The organism is Woodsholea maritima DSM 17123, assembly GCF_000382325.1.
GTDB lineage: Bacteria > Pseudomonadota > Alphaproteobacteria > Caulobacterales > Maricaulaceae > Woodsholea > Woodsholea maritima.
The window spans coordinates 327,465-343,754 of sequence record NZ_KB908059.1 but is presented as its reverse complement, the minus strand read 5'-3'; the positions used below and the strand labels follow the sequence as shown (position 1 = coordinate 343,754).

Annotated in this window: 14 protein-coding genes and 3 tRNA genes; 12 read left to right on the top strand and 5 right to left on the bottom strand. The window is 56.9% G+C overall.

The window, feature by feature from the left end; translation table 11 throughout:
• Nucleotides 1–6: 6 nt before the first annotated feature.
• Together pheA and H151_RS0111910 are read left to right on the top strand one after the other, a co-directional pair.
• On the top strand, nucleotides 7–1,167 hold the full coding sequence (gene pheA, locus H151_RS0111915; RefSeq protein WP_019961895.1) for a prephenate dehydratase: 1,161 nt from the start codon (nucleotides 7–9) through the stop codon (nucleotides 1,165–1,167).
• A 164-nt stretch (nucleotides 1,168–1,331) separates the two neighbouring features.
• A complete protein-coding gene (locus H151_RS0111910; RefSeq protein WP_019961894.1) occupies nucleotides 1,332–2,162 on the top strand; it encodes a response regulator in 831 nt (276 codons plus the stop codon).
• On the opposite strand, the gene H151_RS16325 is transcribed toward H151_RS0111910, so the two are convergent.
• Nucleotides 2,159–3,295 (bottom strand): sterol desaturase family protein, encoded by a 1,137-nt coding sequence (locus H151_RS16325; protein WP_083918572.1) that lies wholly within the window; start codon nucleotides 3,293–3,295, stop codon nucleotides 2,159–2,161. The genes H151_RS0111910 and H151_RS16325 overlap by 4 nt on opposite strands.
• A 136-nt stretch (nucleotides 3,296–3,431) precedes the next feature.
• Here H151_RS16325 and H151_RS16320 point away from each other — a divergent pair, with 136 nt between their 5' ends.
• Nucleotides 3,432–4,088: a TetR/AcrR family transcriptional regulator gene (locus H151_RS16320; protein ID WP_019961892.1), complete on the top strand. Its 657-nt coding sequence runs from the start codon at nucleotides 3,432–3,434 to the stop codon at nucleotides 4,086–4,088.
• Between the two features lie 95 nt (nucleotides 4,089–4,183).
• Nucleotides 4,184–4,259, top strand: a tRNA-Val gene (locus H151_RS0111895).
• A 44-nt stretch (nucleotides 4,260–4,303) separates the two neighbouring features.
• Here H151_RS0111895 and H151_RS16315 read toward each other — a convergent pair.
• On the bottom strand, nucleotides 4,304–5,554 hold the full coding sequence (locus tag H151_RS16315) for a glucuronyl esterase domain-containing protein (protein ID WP_156823492.1): 1,251 nt from the start codon (nucleotides 5,552–5,554) through the stop codon (nucleotides 4,304–4,306).
• A 203-nt stretch (nucleotides 5,555–5,757) separates the two neighbouring features.
• Here H151_RS16315 and H151_RS0111885 point away from each other — a divergent pair.
• The 4 genes from H151_RS0111885 (at nucleotide 5,758) to H151_RS0111865 (ending at nucleotide 10,481) form a co-directional block, all read left to right on the top strand.
• Nucleotides 5,758–5,834: transfer RNA gene (locus H151_RS0111885), tRNA-Asp, on the top strand.
• A 57-nt stretch (nucleotides 5,835–5,891) separates the two neighbouring features.
• Nucleotides 5,892–5,968 (top strand) — tRNA-Asp (locus H151_RS0111880).
• Between the two features lie 286 nt (nucleotides 5,969–6,254).
• Nucleotides 6,255–8,216, top strand: a complete 1,962-nt coding sequence (locus H151_RS16310) for a methyl-accepting chemotaxis protein (RefSeq protein ID WP_019961890.1) — start codon at nucleotides 6,255–6,257, stop codon at nucleotides 8,214–8,216.
• A gap of 192 nt (nucleotides 8,217–8,408) precedes the next feature.
• Nucleotides 8,409–10,481 (top strand): S9 family peptidase, encoded by a 2,073-nt coding sequence (locus H151_RS0111865; protein WP_019961888.1) that lies wholly within the window; start codon nucleotides 8,409–8,411, stop codon nucleotides 10,479–10,481.
• A 57-nt stretch (nucleotides 10,482–10,538) separates the two neighbouring features.
• Here the strand turns inward: H151_RS0111865 and H151_RS0111860 are convergent, their stop codons facing one another.
• The 3 genes from H151_RS0111860 to H151_RS0111850 are packed head-to-tail and all read right to left on the bottom strand — an operon-like array spanning nucleotide 10,539 to nucleotide 13,908.
• Nucleotides 10,539–11,771, bottom strand: a complete 1,233-nt coding sequence (locus tag H151_RS0111860; RefSeq protein ID WP_019961887.1) for an ABC transporter permease — start codon at nucleotides 11,769–11,771, stop codon at nucleotides 10,539–10,541.
• Nucleotides 11,768–12,448 (bottom strand): ABC transporter ATP-binding protein, encoded by a 681-nt coding sequence (locus H151_RS0111855; RefSeq protein WP_019961886.1) that lies wholly within the window; start codon nucleotides 12,446–12,448, stop codon nucleotides 11,768–11,770. The genes H151_RS0111860 and H151_RS0111855 overlap by 4 nt, the downstream gene beginning before the upstream one ends.
• Complete coding sequence (locus H151_RS0111850; protein WP_156823491.1) at nucleotides 12,448–13,908, bottom strand: efflux RND transporter periplasmic adaptor subunit; 1,461 nt, start codon at nucleotides 13,906–13,908, stop codon at nucleotides 12,448–12,450. Before H151_RS0111850 ends, H151_RS0111855 begins: the two co-directional genes overlap by 1 nt.
• Nucleotides 13,909–14,261: 353 nt before the next feature.
• Between H151_RS0111850 and H151_RS0111845 the strand changes: the two genes are divergently transcribed.
• The 4 genes from H151_RS0111845 to H151_RS0111830 are packed head-to-tail and all read left to right on the top strand — an operon-like array spanning nucleotide 14,262 to nucleotide 16,287.
• On the top strand, nucleotides 14,262–14,627 hold the full coding sequence (locus tag H151_RS0111845; protein WP_019961884.1) for an NADH-quinone oxidoreductase subunit A: 366 nt from the start codon (nucleotides 14,262–14,264) through the stop codon (nucleotides 14,625–14,627).
• Between the two features lie 5 nt (nucleotides 14,628–14,632).
• Nucleotides 14,633–15,196 (top strand): NuoB/complex I 20 kDa subunit family protein, encoded by a 564-nt coding sequence (locus H151_RS0111840; RefSeq protein ID WP_019961883.1) that lies wholly within the window; start codon nucleotides 14,633–14,635, stop codon nucleotides 15,194–15,196.
• Nucleotides 15,197–15,244: 48 nt separating this feature from the next.
• The gene (locus H151_RS0111835; RefSeq protein ID WP_019961882.1) at nucleotides 15,245–15,862 is read left to right on the top strand and encodes an NADH-quinone oxidoreductase subunit C; all 618 of its coding nucleotides are present in this window, start codon (nucleotides 15,245–15,247) and stop codon (nucleotides 15,860–15,862) included.
• Entirely contained in the window at nucleotides 15,859–16,287 is a 429-nt protein-coding gene (locus tag H151_RS0111830; protein ID WP_019961881.1) for a GFA family protein, read from the top strand. Before H151_RS0111835 ends, H151_RS0111830 begins: the two co-directional genes overlap by 4 nt.
• The last annotated feature ends 3 nt before the right edge of the window (nucleotides 16,288–16,290 follow it).

Here is a 16,290-nt window from a genome sequence, read left to right as displayed (position 1 = left end):
ATCGCCATGACGGGACTGGGGGATGAGCGCGCTCAATTGCGGGCCGCCATTGATGAAGCCGACCAAAGATTAGTCGATATTCTGGCTGAACGGCGCAAGCTGGGCGAAAGTATGGGTGGTCTGAAAGCCGGGCGCGGCCAGCAGGTGCGCGATACCGAGCGCGAGCGCGAAGTGATCGAACACGCCGTAGCACGCGGTAAAGAGCTGGGCCTGGATTCGGGCTATGTTGAGAAGATTTTCCAAACCATCATTGATGACAGCCTGCGCCGCCAGCGTGCCGGGCTGGATGCGCGCGCCAATCAGGCCTTGCGTGAAGCGCGCGTGGCCTATCTGGGCGGTCCGGGCAGCTATAGCCATTTTGCGGCTCTGGCCCATTTCGAAGGGCGTTATTCATCGCTGGAGCCTGTGATCAAGCGTGATTTTGCGGCGATCTTTAAAGCGGTCGATCAAGGCGAGGCCGAATATGCCTTTTTGCCGATTGAAAACACCACCACCGGCGCCATCGTTGAGGTCTATGACCTGATGCGCGATACCCCGCTGAAAATTGCTGGTGAGCATCATTATAAGGTCGAGCATTGCCTGGTCGGTAAGGCCAAGGACGCGGCCAGCGTCAAGACCGTTTATGGTCATTCCCAAGCCCTGCGCCAATCCCAGCATTATTTGAGCGATCATTCGGAGATGCGCATCCAGGCCGTATCCTCCTCGACCCGCGCGCTGGAGCTCGCTATGGATGGCGATGAAAGCGTTGCCGCGATCGCCAGCGCCGATGCTGCGCGCCTGTTCGGGCTCAACATCATTCGCTCAGATGTCTCCGATCACCCGGAAAACTACACCCGTTTTGTTGCACTGGCCCGTAATCCAGAGCCCGCTTCGCCCCTATTGCCGTGCAAAACCTCCATCGTGTTTTCAACCTCGAACCAGGCGGGGGCTTTGCTCGATGCCTTGTCGGGTTTTAAGGCCGAAGGGATCAATTTCACCCGTCTGGAAAGCCGCCCGATTGCCGGTTCACCATGGGAGCAGCTCTTCTTCCTCGATTTCGAAGGGCATGAGAGCGAATCTAAAGTCGGCCGTGCGCTCTCCGTGCTGCGCCGCTATTCGGTCAAGGTGCACAACTTTGGCTCTTACGGGGCGGACCGTCTGGCCCCCGTTAGCCATGAAGGCGCCTAGGCGCGTTATTTTATAAGGCCTTGCGTGCGCAGGATCACCCCCAGGGTTCTGCGCATGCGCCTTTGTCATTAACGAAGGGTTTACGTCCCGAGCGCAGCCTGATGGACAAGAGTGCAGACCTATGTGTCTGATTCGTCCTGTTGGTTATCGTGTCGGATTGTTTAATGCCTAAGCTTGATGCCTCTCTCAATGCCTTTGCCACCTCCATCGAAGGGGTGTTCAGCCCGATCTATGAAGGTTTGATCGCGGTTGGCAATGTGGAGCAGTTCAAAGGGGCTTTCACCGTACACGGACAAGCTCTCCATACGCTCACTTCCCGCGCGCGCACTTTGGGCTTTGATGGCCTGGCGCAGCGTTTTGATGAGGTCGAGCAGATCGCGTTCAGCGTGCTTGATCTCGATGCGGATGATCGCCTGAATTGGGATTCTCTGCGCGAAGCTTTACAGCGCGCCATGGAGGCGGCGTCCAGCCTGGCCCCGCGCCATTCGCGCCTGTTTGGCCGTTCGGCCCAGACCAAACTCAATGATGTGCCGCATTTCACCGATGAGGAAGCCCATCTCAAGCGCCTGACGATTTTGGTCGCCGATGATGAAAGCGAGAGCCTGGCCTATCTGCGGGTCATGCTCTATCGCCTGCAGGCCGAGCGTGTGATTATGGCGGAAAGCACCACGATGGCGATGGATTTGGCGCGCGGTCTACGCCCGGATATCATTATCGCCAATTGGCAGATGGAAGGCGAGGCGGGCCTGACCTTCCTGGATGCGCTACGCAATTGCGATGATCCGGTGCTGGCCCATACGCCCTTCATTTTGATGGCGCGGGCGCGTAATTCCATTGAGATCGCCAAAGCCTGGTCGGCCGGGGTCAGTGATCTGGTGATGAAGCCGGTAACGATTTTACGTTTACAGGCGGCGCTGCGCAAAGCGGTCAGCGGTCACTATGTGACGCCGACCCGCCTTGGTAAGGCTCCCGAAGCCTTGGTTGCGCAGAGCTAAGCTTTCACGCGTTTGCCCGCCCAATTGGGAAAGAAGGGATAGGCCAGGTGGGCGATATAGTCTGGTGCTGGTTCCCCATCACTGACGCCATAAAGCGCTGGCCAGGCGTTTTGGGGCATGTATAGCGTGCCAAACATCCGATCAATAAAGCTGAAATGGACCGCGAAATTGGTGTTATGCGCGCCGGCTTCGTCGGCATGGTGCCAGTGGTGATGGCGCGGCGTGACGAAGAAGTATTCCAGCCAGCCAAAATCAAAGCGGACATTGGCATGGATGAAGGTCGCATGGATGCCGACAAACATCGCATAGCTATTCACGACCGCCGTATCAAAGCCCAGAAGGAAGATCGGGGCCAGGCTGGCGGTACGGGTGAACAAGGCCTCTAACAGATGCAGGCGAGAAGAGGCCAGCCAGTCCATGGTCTCGCTGGAATGGTGGACCGCATGAATGCGCCAACCGAAGCCGCCACGATGATACCAGCGGTGAATGGCATATTCAGCCAGATCAACACTCAGCATGATCAGCAAGAATTGAGCGATAAAGGGTAGGGACTGGATAAAGGTCACGACCGTGTCAAACCGGGCCCAGCTAAGGCCATGGGTCAAGGCCGCATGGGTGATCATCAGGTAAAAGCCCAGCAATAAATGCATGATGAAGAAATGCATCAGATCCAGGCTCCATTCACGGCGCAGCACAGCTTGGTCAGGACGTAAGGGCGCGGCTTTCTCTAATGCGATAAACACGATGCCCGTGCTTAATAAGCCGATGACGAACCAATCTACGCCGATATAGAAGGGGCTGGCATGCACGGTGCCAACCGGGGTATCAGCACCGCCCATTAAGGCGGCAAAGGTCAGCGCGATAAGGCCCACGCTGGCGGGGACGATACGTCCCTTCATCAGCGCATAAAGCCCTAAGGCTCCACAGGCAGCCATTATGGCGGCCAACCCCGCACGCAACAGGGCGATGTCATAGCCTGCGCGTAATTCTGGGATCGTGAGATAAGCCGGAAAGTGAAAGGCTAGCACACTCAAAAGGCTTAAAGTGCCAAACATTACACATAAGCTGGCGGATAAGCCGCCACAACCTACGCGAAAGCGGCTGGGGATTACATCTGAAGATATGTCGGACATCGTTATCCATCCTAGATCTGGGCGCTATATTTATTTGTGAACGCTGTTCATAAAATGGAATAGAGGTGAGGCTCCCGAAGATCAAGGGATAAAATGAACCTTGTTCGTAAAAAGTTTTTACGCTATGACGTGCGCTATGAGCACACCCAAGTCTGACCCCGGCCCAAAACACGATAAGCCCCTACGCACACGGGGGCGTCCCCCGCTGGATCCCACTTTGCAAGGGCGGATCCTGGAAGAGGCCGAAGCCTTGATGGCTGAGCAGGGGCTGGAGGGGATGCAGGCGCGGGCCTTAACCCGGCGCGTCGGGATCAGCACCGGATCGCTTTATAAATTCTATGGCGATATGGATGATATCATCCGCGCCGTGAATGCGCGCACTTATCAGCGGCTCTATACCCATCAAAAAACCTGTCTGGATAAAGCCCAGCGCGAAGGCCTTAGCGTTGAAGATCGCCTGATGGCGCTGGCCGGGGCCTATATTGATTTCATCGGCGCGAACCCTCGCGCCTGGTTGGGTGTTCTCGCCTTTAATCGCCGCCAACAGGCCAGCACTCCGCAAAGCTATCGCGCGCGCGAACGGGCTTTGTTCGAGCTGGTGGAAGAGGCGCTAGAAGGGCTTTCAGGTCTAACAGAAATGACACAGCGCCAGCGTAGTGCGCGTGCGCTGTGGGCCTCGGTTCATGGCATGGTGACATTGACTGTGCTGCGCCCTGATCAAAGCGATGCACGCGAGGAAAGCCTGGCCCAGATCCAGATTATCGTGGGCGCATTTGTACGCACCTTCATATAAGTGCAGATCAACTGTCATCGACTGCAGATTTGCGGTAAAAAGGGGCTTGCCTGATCGCGTCGGCCCGCCTACAAGACGCGTCCTGTCACGGCAGCGGGTGGTTAGCTCAGTTGGTAGAGCAACTCGTTTACACCGAGTAGGTCGGGAGTTCGAGCCTCTCACCACCCACCATGACAGACCAAAGTAAAGCGCCCCACGGGGCGCTTTTTTTGTGCCTAATTGTCAATATGGGCGTTGGTGAAGGCGATAAAGGCCTGCCAGTCTTCGGGCACGACGCCGTGTGTGCCTGGGCGGATATGAAAGACGAGATTGTGCTCAGGGTGGAAGGGGCGCAGTTGGTTCTGATCCAGCCCTTGAACGCCATAAAGTGCATAAGCGGGACTGGCGCTTTGGGCGGCCTCAAACGTCCCGACCGGATCTGACCAGACATCACGCCAGGCATTGCCCAACAGAACGGGGCGCGGCGCGATCAGAGCCAGCAAGTGATGCTGCTCCACCGGGATTTCGGTTTCACGCCCGACATAGTTGGCATAGGCGGGGGTGAACCAATGGGGATAGGTGGCCACGACATCTGCCAGGGGTTCACCATTATCGGAGCGGGTGAGGGTGGCTCCGCCCGTACCCGATTGATGGGCGATAACCATGTCGATGCGCGCATCCATGGCCGCGAGCCATAGCGCCGCTTTACCGCGCCGCGAATGGCCCATCACAATGATCGGCGCCTCGCTGAGGGCCGTATCAGTTTTGAGATAGTCAGTGATGCGCGACATGCCCCAGGCCCACAGCGTGATGACGCCGGGGCGGTGATCCTCACGCGTGAAGTCTTGAAGAATCGGCTGGGCCTCATCGGCTTTATCCGGCACGATTTGACCTTCATGGAAGGTGATGACGCCATAACCTTGCTGGGTCAGATATTCAATCGGGGGCCATTGCACATAGCGTCCGAAAATCATCTTGGTCGACCACAGGCCAAAGCCGGGCTGGCTATTGCAATAAGACATCACATAGGCGGAGGTTCGCGTGAAGCGCGCATCCTTCATCGCATAGGCATTGCCGCAATCATTGGGAATCAAGAAAAGCCCTTTGACTGCTCTGCGTGCGGGTAAGGCGATCGCCAGATCAACCTGAAACTGGCGGGCGGGATGATCAATGGTGAGGCTAATCTCCTCTAACCGCGCTTGACCGTCAAAAGCAGCCGCTTCAATCAAACGGCGCGCCCTTAACGAGACGGGCGCAGGATCTGGATAAGGGCCATAGACAGTCTCTTGTAAAAGTGTGCGTAGACGCGGCGCGACCTTGTCTTCCCATTGAGCAAGGCTGAGGGGGCCTTCAAGGCCGGGATCCAGCGCCAGCAGTGCATCCGTTCTGGGTGGTTTATTAGGCGCAGGCTGAGTGACATATCTCAGCGAGGTGCAAGAGGTAAGAAAAAACGCCCCCCCGAAAAAGAGCAGCGTCAGTGTCGTCATGATAAAGCGCATCATCTTGGCATCCCCACACCGATGGAATTTGGGGTTATGCTAATCCTTCAAGTCTTAAGCACTAGCCACAATCGTGTGAGGTGCTGAAATGGGCTGTATTCGGACTGCTAAGAAGTGAGCGAACCGACTTGACCCAAAAACCTGAGACCTATAGACATCACGCCTCGCTGCAAACGACATCACGTCGCTATGCGGGTGTAGCTCAGTTGGTTAGAGCGCCGGCCTGTCACGCCGGAGGTCGCGGGTTCGAGCCCCGTCACTCGCGCCATCTCTTTTTTTAGAGGCGTTGGAGGCTTGCAGATAAGACTGTGCGCTGAGCGCCTTGGCGGGTGTAGCTCAGTTGGTTAGAGCGCCGGCCTGTCACGCCGGAGGTCGCGGGTTCGAGCCCCGTCACTCGCGCCAGTCTTCTTTCTCTCCCTCATCACCATTTTATGCCGCAATGTAGGGCTGCGTTCTTTTTCAGCTCTTCGAGGCCTGTGTGAGACCGGATTGGTCCAAGCCATTCGCTTGAGACGCACTAGGTTATGTCATCATTCACTTAATTGATATATCTTCCGTGATCGGAGAAAGTGCTGATTCTCTTTATGTTAAAGGGGAATAGGGGTTCAGTTTTTGTTAGCTTTCCTCATGTCAAAAGCGCGCCATGTTTGGATTTGCTGGCCTGCAAATCATGTAAGGGTGCCTGTTCATGCTGAAGCTCAGTCATTTATCGATTCTCCAACGCGTTGCTTTGTTGGGGGCGCTTAGCCTTATCTCTGCCTTGGCGTTGAGCGTGGCGTTTTGGATGGGCGATCGGGCGACACAGCATGCCATTGAGCGGGTCAATCACTTTGCCAGCGTCAAAGATGGGGCCAATGACATGGCCCAGGGCGCACTGCGGCTTCGCGATTTAGAGACTCAATTCGTCAATGAGCGTGATCTAAACCATGCCCAGGCCTTCAGTACGCAATTTACCGCGATGAATGCGCGCTTGCGTGATATCTATGCTCAGGTTGATGACCCAAATGCCCAGATCACCTTAAGCAATTTGCAGAATAAATTGCCCAGTTATGCGAGCGCCTTCAATCAATTGGTCGATCAATCCACGCGTTTGGGGCTCAATCAAGATCTGGGTCTGGAAGGGGCTTTGCGCACCGCGGTTCATAATGTTGAGACCCGTTTGGCGCAGTTCAATGATTATGAGCTGACCGTCAAAATGTTGATGATGCGCCGTCATGAGAAAGATTTCATGATGCGCGGCGATGATAAATATATCGGGCGTCTGGATGATCGGGTCAGCGAATTTCGCGCGATCTGGCAGAGCCGAGACTATCCCGATACCATAAAGCGTGAAGTCATGAGCCTGATGGAGCGCTATCAAAGCGATTTCCATGCTTGGGCCGACTTGAAAATGGCGCGTGATGCACAATTGGCGATCTTGGCCGGTCATTATCAAAGCTTGCAACCTGATCTAATCGCTTTGAAAGACATGGCCGAAGCGGGCAATGGTCAGGCTGTGGCCCAATTGGCCCATGACCGTGCGCATGTGCGGATGTGGGTGATCAGTGTTGCGGCCAGCGTGATCGTGTTGGGCATGATGTTAAGCCTGTGGATTGGGCGCTCCATTGCCCGCCCGATATTGCGCTTGACCAGGGTTATGGCGCGCATTGTTGAGCAGGATTATATGGATGTGCCAGAGGCCAAGCGCCGTGATGAAATTGGTCAAATGGCGCGCTCGGTTGAGGTATTTCGCGATAATCTGCGTGATAATGAGCGTCTGCGCGCGGAGCGTCAGGCAATGCGCGATAAGGCGGCCGGGGAGCGCATGGCGGCGAAATCTAAACTCGCCGATGAGTTTGAACATGTTGTGGGCAGTATTGTCGCGAGCTTTGTCAATGCAACCGGGTCTTTGACGGAAACGGCGTCCATCATGCAAGGGGCGGCCGATGAGGCCGGTCAACGCACCTCGCAAGTGGCTAATTCTGCCGAAACCACGGCGCATAATGCCCAAGCTGTTGCAACGGCAACCGAAGAATTAAGCGCCTCTATTCGCGAAATTGGTCATCAAGTCAGCCAATCCCTTGATGCCACCCGCCAGGCTGTAGATGAGGCCGAAAATTCGCGGCAAACCATTGAGGGCCTGGCTCAAGCGGCCGAGCAAATCGGTCAGGTCATCACCATGATCCAGTCCGTGGCCGAGCAGACTAATCTGTTGGCGTTAAACGCCACGATTGAAGCCGCACGCGCCGGTGAAGCCGGAAAGGGCTTTGCCGTAGTGGCGAGCGAGGTAAAAGCCCTGGCCGATCAAACGGGGCGCGCGACCGAAGATATCCGTGCGCGGATCGCGACCATCCAATCGACCACCCATGAAGCCGTGTCGGCAATCACTAATATCTCGACCTCCATCCGCACGGTGTCCGATATCGCCACGGCGATTGCCGGCGCGGTGGAAGAGCAGGGCAGTGCGACCCAGGAAATTGCGCGCAGTGTCAATGATGCCGCCCAGGGCACCCATGATGTGATTTCAAATATTGGTCATTTGTCCTCCACCGTAGGGGAGACAGGCCAATCGGCAGGCGCAGTGTTGATGGCCTCTCAAGACCTCTCAGAACAATCGAGCCGCCTGCAAAGCGAAGTCACCAAGTTTGTTGCCTATATTCGCACGGCCTAAGCGCTGAGATCTGTCCGCTCAAGTGCGACTTTTACAGCGCAGGCTACCAGGGCAAAGGGCGCGGGGTGGGCTTGCGCCTTGAAAAGGGCGCGTTCGCGCTTAATCTCAAACTCGGTTAATTTCTGGGTCGGACCCGCTCCTCCCAAATGGGTTGATGAGCGACCATAAAAAAATTGAGGGGAATGAGATATCATGACCAAGCACACCAAACGCGCGCTGTTAAGCGGGGCCGTCTTTAGCTTTGCCGCGATGGCAACTCCGGTCTTTGCCGATGGGCTGACGGTCGAAGACCTGGCCAATTTTAACCGCGTCATGGGTCCGGTGGCTTCGCCCAATGGTGATCATGTGGCCTATGTGATGCGCGAAACCGATCTGGCCGCAGACCGGGGTCGCAGCGATATTTGGGTCGTGGATCTCGCCGCTGGTGAGCCACGCCGTTTGACCCAGGACCCCGCGAGTGATTTTGACCCGCAATGGAGCCCGGATGGCCAATGGGTCTATTTCCTTTCCACGCGCTCGGGCTCGTCCCAGATCTGGCGCATTGCCGCACGCGGCGGTGAGGCCCAACAGGTTAGTGATTATCCAGCCTCAGTGTCTAATCTGCGCCTGAGCGCGGATGGGCATAATTTCGTGTTCTCGGTCAGCCTGCCTGATGCGTGCGAAGATTTGGCCTGTGCCCACGATTATGAGATGGCGCAAGGTGAGCGCCTGGATACTGGAACTTTGCATACCCGCATGTTTGTGCGCCATTGGGATAGCTGGGAAACCGGTGATCGCAATGTGCTGTTTTCTGCACGCCTCAATCGTTCAGGCAGCGCGGGGGCGCCGGTCAACCTCACTGGGTCTCTGGATGGCGACAGCCCCAGCGTGCCGTTTGGCGGGCGTGAAGAGTTTACTATCTCTCCCGATGGGCGCAGCGTATATTTCGCCCTTCGTGAGGCGGGCGCAAGCGAGCCTTGGTCCACCGATCTCGATATTTATCGTGTCGCCATTGATGGGCGCGGCGAGATTACCAATTTGACCCCCGATCGTGAGGGCACGGATACCCAGCCACAAGTTTCGCCCAATGGACAGACTTTGGCCTGGCTCTCCATGGACCGGGCGACCTATGAGGCCGATCAGCTCAATATCTGGTTGATGGATGTGGAAAGCGGTGAAAAGCGCAATCTGACGGCCAATTGGGATCGTTCCGTCTCTGATTTTGCTTTCTCCGATGATGGCCAGACCCTTTATCTTTCTGCGGGTGATACCGGCACCCATCCGATTTTCAAAGTCGATGTCGCCAGCGGCGAAGTGACGGCCCTCACGCAAGGCAAGTCGGCCAATTCACCGACCGTGGCCGGTGACCAGCTGGTCTATGTGGAGCAATCACTGGCCGCGCCCGCTGATCTGTACGCTCAGCCTCTGGAAGGCGGCGAACGTCGCCAATTGACCCATGTCAATGCGGATGCCCTGGCTGCGATCGAGATGGGTGAGTATGAGCAGTTCAGCTTTGAAGGGGCTGAAGGCGAAACCGTCTATGGCTATGTCATGAAGCCAGCGGGCTATGAAGAGGGCGAAGAATACCCTGTGGCCTTTATCATTCATGGCGGCCCACAGGGCAGCTTCTCTGAAGGGTGGTCCTATCGCTGGAACCCGCAAACCTATGCCGGGGCCGGGTATGGGGTGGTCTTTATCGACTTCCATGGCTCTAGCGGTTATGGCCAAGCCTTCACCGATTCCATCAATCAAGATTGGGGCGGTAAGCCGTTAGAAGATCTGCAAAAAGGGCTCGCGGCCGCCACTGAGCGTTATGACTGGCTCGATAGCGAAAAAGTCTGTGCTCTGGGTGCCTCCTATGGCGGGTATATGATCAACTGGATTGCGGGCAATTGGGCCGATCGCTTCACCTGCCTGGTCAACCATGATGGTCTGTTTGATCTGCGCAGCTTCTATTATTCCACCGAAGAATTGTGGTTCCCCGAATGGGATTTTGGTGGGCCATATTATGAAAACGCTGAGGTTTATGAGCGTTGGAACCCGGTGAACCATGTCCAGAACTGGCAGACGCCAATGCTTGTCATTCAGGGCGAAAAAGACTTCCGCGTACCGACCGAGCAAAGCCTGGGGGCGTTCACTGCGCTGCAACGCCAGGGCATTGAGTCTGAGTTGTTGGTCTTCCCGGATGAAAATCACTGGGTCTTGAGCCCGAATAACTCCATCCAATGGCATCACACTGTGATCAATTGGCTGGATCGTCATTTGAAAGCCGACAGCCAAGACTAAAACCAAAAAGGCCGGGAGCGATCCCGGCCTTTTCTTTATGGAAGAGCGCCTTAGCGCCTATTCATAACGCAGCGCATCAATGGGGTTGAGTTGGCTGGCGCGATGGGCCGGATAGAAGCCGAAGATGATCCCAACCAGGCTGGAGGCCCCGACTGCGATCAGCGCCACCATGGGCTCAATCGAAACGGCAAACTCACCAATTTTTTCGACGCCATAGGCCCCAGCCGCCCCGAAGGCGAGGCCGAAGAGCCCGCCGGCCAAGCACAAGACAATCGCCTCGACCAGGAATTGATTGCGAATATCGCGCGGTCGCGCACCAACAGCCAGCCGCAAGCCAATCTCACGCGTACGCTCGGTCACCGAGACCAGCATGATATTCATGATCCCGATCCCGCCCACTAACAAACAGACCCCGGCAACGGCGGCGAGCATGACGGAGAACATCTTCTCGCTTTCATTTCGTGCGCGAATAAAGTCGGCGAAGTTGCTGACAACAAAGTCCGCTTCCTGACCGATGCGCAGATTGCGTTGCGCCGTCATAAAGTCGGTGAGCTGGGCCGTGACGGTCTCCACATCATAGCCCTGGCGCACTTCGACCCAGATCGCATTGACCGGATCGCGCACTCCGGGATAGCGAAAGCCCGAAAGGCGACTGCGCACGGTGGAAACGGGGGCATAAACAATATCATCGCGGTCGCGCCCGCCGGAGCTTTGACCCGATGAGGCGATCAGGCCAATGACGTCAAAGGGGATGTTATTGATCCGGACGCTGGATCCTATGGCCCCGCCATAGGGAAAGAGTTCACGCTCGACCGTTTTACCCAGCAGCACGACGCGCGCGCGGGCCTCGGTCTCGGCCTGGGTAAAGGCGCGGCCATCTTCGATGATGATATCGCGTATGTCGAAATAATCCGCATCCACCCCTTCGACATCACTGGGCCAGTTGATGCCATCAACGACCAAAGTCCCTGATGCGCCAATCGTACCCGAGGCCCCGGCCAGATAAGGCAGATCGCGTAGGGCTATCGTGTCCGCATCGGAAAACGGCGTTCCCGAGCCAAATCCGCCCCGGCGTCCCCCGCGAGAGCTGGAATTGGGCCGGATCATCAGCGCATTGGCCCCCAGGCTGGAGATTTGCTCTTCAATGGCGCGCTTGGCCCCTTGTGAGATGGAGACGGTGGTGATCACGGCGGCGACACCGATAATCACGCCCAACATGGCGAGAAAACTGCGCAGGGCATTGACGCGTAGCGCGGTCAGGGCTGTGCCAAAAGCGGCAAGCGGGCTCATCGGCGATCCTCCAGTACATGGCCATCGCGGAAAATGATCTGGCGGCGCGCATGGGCCCCAACCTCATCTTCATGGGTCACAATGATGAGGGTGATGCCTTCGCGGTTAAGCTGATCAAAAATCGCCATCACATCCTGGGTCGTGCGACTATCGAGGGCACCGGTCGGCTCATCGGCCAGAAGAATGCGCGGATTATTCGCGAGCGCACGGGCAATCGCGACCCTTTGTTGCTGACCGCCTGAGAGCTGGCTGGGATGGTGATCCATCCGATCGCCCAGGCCCACCATCTCTAAACAGTGTGCGGCGCGGGCATGACGCTCTTTCGTGGCCATACCTGAATAGAGCAGGGGTAGGCCCACATTATCCAAGGCCGTCGTACGCGCCAGCAGGTTAAATTGCTGGAAGACAAAGCCGATGGTCTGATTACGAAAGGCGGCCAGCTCATCGGCGCTGCGCTCATGCAGGGCGATGTCATTGATGATCAATTGCCCGCTGCTGGGTTGATCGAGCGCGCCGAGCATATTCATGAAGGTCGACTTGCCAGAGCCCGAGGCCCCCATGACGGCGACATAGGCCCCGGCCTCGATATCCAGTGTCACCCCGCTGAGCGCATGGACATCCATGCCGCCCATGCGATAGGTACGGCGCAGATCGCGTGCCTGGATCAACGCGCCCATCAGGCTGGGCTCTCGGTAACGCGAATGACGACATCATCGGTGGGGGTAAGCTCACCGCCCTGGATTTGCGTATATTGTCCATCAGAGAGCCCGGTACGCACCCGCACGGGGCGCAGGCGGCCTTCTGGCGTTTTGACCCAGACCGTCGCGCGCGCGCCGCCGCGACCGCCGCCACGCCGGCCTTCGTTCTCAGCCATCAAGGCGGAGAGCTGGATCAGCTTGTCTTCGGGTAGGACACCATCCAGGGCATCGCGCACCATGGCACGCATATTGCCGCCGCGCCGCCAGGGCGCGCTGGAGCGCTGTTCCTCAAACGCGCGATTGAGCGCATTAACCGCATCGCGTTGCTGTTCTTCGCTCAGCGCCAAAGCCTCGCTATAGCGCGCAATGATATTCGCGCCCGGCCCGGTGGAGGCCCCGCCATTGCCGTCGGATTGATCGACGAGGGCCTCCGCAGCCCCGCGCGGGGTGAAACGCAGTGCAGCTGTGGGAAGGCTCAACGCGCCATTGGCCTCGCCGGTGATGATGCTGACATTCGCCGTCATACCGGGCAGCAGGCGCTGGCCCGGATTATCGGCCTCAATCACCACAGTATAGGTCACAACATTCTGTTCAGACTGCGCCGCGAGGCGGACCTGTTTGACCTCGCCCTCAAAATGGCGCTCGGGATAGGCATCAACCTGGAAATTGACGCTTTGGCCGGTTTCGATCTGGCCGATATCGGCCTCATCAATCTGGGCTTCGATCTGGATGCGTGAAAGATCTTGCGCGATCATGAAGAGGACAGGGGCATTGAAGCTCGCCGCAACCGTCTGGCCGACATCGACCTGGCGATCAATCACCACGCCATCAATGGGCGAGCGAATGACCGTACGATCCAAATCAACTTGCGTACTTTCAAGGGAGGCTTGGCGCTGATCCAGGCCCGCGCGGGCATTTCGAAGATTGGCGAGGGCGACTTGAACCTCGGCCTCAGCGCTTTCAAACGCACTCTGGGCGGTGTCGAACTGCGCGCGTGAATACGTTCCGCGCTCCACCAGCTCTTGCGCGCGACCAAAGGCGTTTTGCACCTCGCGAAGGCGTGCGCGCGCGCTCACCAGATTGGCTTCGCGCACGGTGACCTGGCTGGAGGCAACCTCTAAATTGGCCTCGGCTTCGCGCACGCGGCTCTGGAAGGTTTGGGGGTCGATCTGGGCCAGCACATCGCCAGCAGAAACTTCAGAATTAAAATCGGCATGGAGGGAGAGAACCAGGCCTGAGAGCTGAGAACCGACTTCCACGGTGTTGAGCGGCGCAATCGGACCGGTCGAGGAGACAAGGCGCGCTAAATCGCGCTCCTCGACCTGAACCGTCTCAATTGTCAGGCCCCCGGGTGTGGAGGACTTAAAGGGATTAAAGATCCATACGAGGACAATCAGGCCCATTACCAGGCCTAAGCCAATCATCCAATTGCGCTTCATAAAGTTATCCCCGCCGGTGTTCACGTGCTTGCGTCGTCTCCCGCAACGCAATGTTAACGCGAAGGCTCAATTTTTTCCGTCGCGAGTCAATGATAATTCGTCTTCGATGATGCTGAAATGAACAGAGTTTGATTGTAAATGAGAATAATTCGCAAATATAGATGTGAAATAAGGTCCGATAAAGTGAAAACAACCGCGCTAAGACCTTGCGAGCGCGCGCAGAGCGGACTAGCTTCCGGCTCAATCGCGACCGGGACTGGTGCGCGGGTTCATGTTGATTCCAATCATGACCTTCGCCCTTATCCCTCCTACTCCCGGTCCACAGGTCTTTGCAGAGGAAGGCTCGAGCCCCGATGAATGCGCTTCTGCTCGAATATTTGCCGATCTTGATTTTTCTCGGCATCGCGACCGGTTTGGGACTGGTCTTTATGCTGGCGGCCTTCATCGTGGCCCCGTCTGATCCCGACCCGGAAAAAGTTTCGACCTATGAATGTGGCTTCAACGCCTTTGATGATGCGCGTACGAAATTTGATGTGCGCTTCTATCTGGTGGCCATCCTCTTCATCATCTTCGATTTGGAAGTCGCCTTCCTCTTCCCGTGGGTCTTCCCGGTGTTTGAAGGCAATATTGCGGCATTTTGGTCGATGATGGTGTTTCTGGGCATTCTTCTTATCGGTTTCCTTTATGAGTGGCGCAAAGGCGCCCTGGAGTGGGAGTAATCGCCATGACGAAACCCCTCGTTCCTGCGGGCTCTGGCGCTCGCGTTTCGACCCCGCACTATGACCCGAAAAAGCATGACCCCTTCTTTGATGGGGTCAGCGATGCTTTAGCCGATAAAGGCTTTGTGGTTGCCGCCGCTGATGATCTCATCACTTGGGCGCGTACCGGGTCTTTGATGTGGATGACCTTTGGTCTGGCGTGCTGTGCGGTGGAGATGATGCAAGCCTCCATGCCGCGCTATGACGTTGAGCGCCTGGGCTTTGCGCCGCGCGCTTCCCCACGCCAATCCGACGTGATGATCGTGGCCGGGACTTTGACCAATAAAATGGCCCCCGCGCTTCGCAAGGTTTATGACCAAATGCCAGAGCCGCGCTATGTGATCTCCATGGGATCGTGTGCCAATGGCGGTGGGTATTACCATTATTCCTATGCGGTTGTACGTGGGTGTGACCGGGTAGTCCCTGTGGATGTCTATGTTCCTGGATGCCCGCCCACAGCCGAAGCCCTGGTCTATGGCATTTTGCAATTGCAGAAGAAAATTCGCCGTGAGGGGTCGATCGAGCGCTAAGCCGTTTGAGCCCTTATTCGGATTGATGTGAACGAAGCGAGACGTATTGTGAGCCAAAGCGAAGCGCTGAATGAATTAGGTGCCCACATTGCCTCAGCCCTTGAGGCGGATGTGCGCGAATGGTCGGTTGAGCATGGGGAATTGACCGTGCGCATTCACCGCGATCGCGTGGTGAAGGTGTTACGCTTCCTGCGTGATGATCCGGCGTGTCGCTTTACAACGCTTCTTGATATTTGCGGGGCGGATTATCCTGCGCGCTCTGAGCGGTTTGAGGTGGTCTATCACTTCCTCTCCATGCATCTGAACCATCGCGTGCGGGTCTCGACGACCACGGATGAGGCGAGTGCAGTTGAGAGCGCCGTGGATGTTTATCCCACCGCCAATTGGTTGGAGCGTGAGGCGTTTGACATGTATGGCATCCTCTTCGAGGGTCATCCAGATCTGCGCCGTATCCTGACCGATTATGGCTTCCACGGCTATCCACTGCGCAAAGACTTCCCGCTCTCGGGCTATGTTGAAGTGCGCTATGATGATGAGCAAAAACGTGTGGTTTATGAGCCGGTTGAGTTGGTTCAGGAATTCCGCGACTTTGATTTCCTCTCACCCTGGGAAGGCGCAAAATATGTGTTGCCGGGCGATGAGAAGGCCGAAGGATCTGCCTCATGAGTGATGCGTTGAAGGTTCAAGGGCAGTGCTTGTGCGGCGAGACCGCCTTTGAGGTGGTCTTGAAGGACGAGCATGTCGATGCCTGTCATTGTTCGATGTGCCGCAGCTGGGCCGCTGGCCCCTTCATGGGCGTAGCGTGCGAGACCCCAAGCTTTACCAAGGATGGCGCGTTGGGCGTTTTCAGTTCTTCTGAGTGGGGTGAGCGCGTCTTTTGCAAGTCTTGCGGGTCGAGCCTTTTTTGGCGCACCAAAGATAAGGCCATGACCATCGTGTCCGCCGGGGCGGTGCCTTTGTCATCAAGGGCCGATTTTACCTTACAGGTCTTCGTCGATGAGAAGCCTGACTATTATGCTTTCGCCAATGCCACCAAGACCATGACGGGTGCTGAAGTGGTTGCGGCGTTCAGCGCGAGCCAGGGGGAGTAGCGC